Below are 1,757 nucleotides of genomic sequence, written 5' to 3'. Positions count from 1 at the left end.
TTGCGGGGCTTTTTAATATTGCTGACGCAGGGCAATAAAAAACCCCGCAGAAGCGGGGCTTTTTGAAACCGGAATTGCATAAGAACTTATGCGATTTCGCGGTGATCCATGCTGTCCTGATCGCGCAGCACATAGCCACGACCCCAGACAGTTTCAATATAGTTCTGGCTGCCGGAAACAGCATCGAGCTTCTTGCGCAATTTGCAGATGAAAACGTCGATGATTTTCAGTTCCGGTTCGTCCATGCCACCATAGAGGTGGTTGAGGAACATTTCCTTGGTGAGGGTTGTGCCCTTACGCAGGGAGAGCAGCTCCAGCATCTGGTATTCTTTGCCGGTGAGGTGAACGCGCTGGCCGCCGACTTCAACAGTCTTGGCATCCAGATTAACGATCAGATCGCCGGTGGTGATAACAGACTGTGCATGGCCTTTCGAGCGACGAACGATTGCGTGAATACGGGCAATCAGCTCATCTTTATGGAAAGGTTTGGTCATATAGTCGTCAGCGCCGAAACCGAGGCCGCGAACCTTATCTTCAATGCCAGCCATACCGGACAGGATGAGGATAGGTGTCTTTACCTTGGACAGGCGCAGTGTGCGCAGCACTTCATAACCTGACATATCCGGCAAGTTAAGATCGAGCAGAATGATATCATAGTCATAGAGCTTACCCAGATCGATGCCTTCTTCGCCCAGATCTGTCGTATAAACATTGAAGCTCTCTGACTTGAGCATCAACTCGATGCTTTGTGCGATTGCACTATCGTCTTCAATCAAAAGAACGCGCATCTTCAGAATCCTTTTTTCCGCCGCTTAACCTGATCCAGCAGTTAATTGCCTAACAGCACTCGCTTTGAACCAAGTCTGCCACCGAATGGTTAACAAAATATGATTCTCATTGGCAATAGTAAATATGAGTCTTATAGAATTTTCAGTTAACTAATTGAATTTACAGGATAATCACTCGAAAAATTTCTTAACAAATTAGTTTAAGAAATCGTTATAAGTGACTTATTGGATTCAAAGTTTTAATGTTGCTGAAAAAACACAGTTAATTTACCTAGCCTTAAGTCCTAACGGCTATGATTAACGCTGTACGTAAAGGAATGGTTACCAAAAGCCCGAAATCTTAATTTTTTGTTTCGAAATTAAGTGATTTCTTTGCGTAGAGGGTGGTCGCAGGCAGCAAGTGTTGAAAAATTGCCTGGGAACTTGGTGTTCAAGGAGTAATGCGTATGAAGCCACGTGAGAGTCTTGTCCGGCTGAAACTGTTTCAGGTTAAAGAAAAGCGCCGGCAAATTGGTCAGCTGGACCTGATGATGGGCGAGTTTGAGCGGATGGCCGGTGAGCTTGATGCGCAAATCCAGTCAGAAGAGCGTAAAGCAGGGATTACGGATACCACGCATTTTGCTTATCCGACCTTTGCCAAAGCTGCCCGCCAGCGCCGCGACAATCTTTTTGATTCGATCCGCGATCTGATGTCTCAGAAAGAAGCCGCCGAAGCCGAACTTCTGGAAGCCGAAGCCGATCTCTCCCGCGCCGAAGCCCTCGAAACCCGTGACGGCAAGCTCAAAGAGATTGAAGAGGCACCTGTCTACGATCGTCGCGTCATGATCGGATAAAGATTTCGGCTCTGATGGCCTGCAAATGGCAATTTTCTCCACTTCCGATTCTCACGTACTGTAAGTACGCTCCGCTTCGGGGCTCGAAAATCACCATTTTCGTCTCATCATAACCAAAATCTCTCCAGTCCTGTCT

2 protein-coding genes are annotated in these 1,757 nt (G+C 47.0%); one reads left to right on the top strand and one right to left on the bottom strand.

Annotated features, from left to right (window positions below; translation table 11 throughout):
* Nucleotides 1–86: 86 nt before the first annotated feature.
* A complete protein-coding gene (ctrA, locus tag A918_RS0102115) occupies nucleotides 87–788 on the bottom strand; it encodes a response regulator transcription factor CtrA (protein ID WP_022709454.1) in 702 nt (233 codons plus the stop codon).
* Between the two features lie 446 nt (nucleotides 789–1,234).
* On the opposite strand from ctrA, the gene A918_RS0102110 reads away from it, so the two are divergent.
* Nucleotides 1,235–1,621 carry a hypothetical protein gene (locus A918_RS0102110; RefSeq protein WP_022709453.1) on the top strand — a complete coding sequence of 129 codons (387 nt, stop codon included), beginning with the start codon at nucleotides 1,235–1,237 and terminating at the stop codon, nucleotides 1,619–1,621.
* Nucleotides 1,622–1,757 lie beyond the last annotated feature (136 nt).

The sequence above is a fragment of the Pseudochrobactrum sp. AO18b genome, assembly GCF_000409565.1.
Lineage (GTDB): Bacteria > Pseudomonadota > Alphaproteobacteria > Rhizobiales > Rhizobiaceae > Pseudochrobactrum > Pseudochrobactrum saccharolyticum.
Note: the sequence above shows the minus strand (reverse complement) of the source record. Positions and strands in the feature narration are given on the sequence as shown.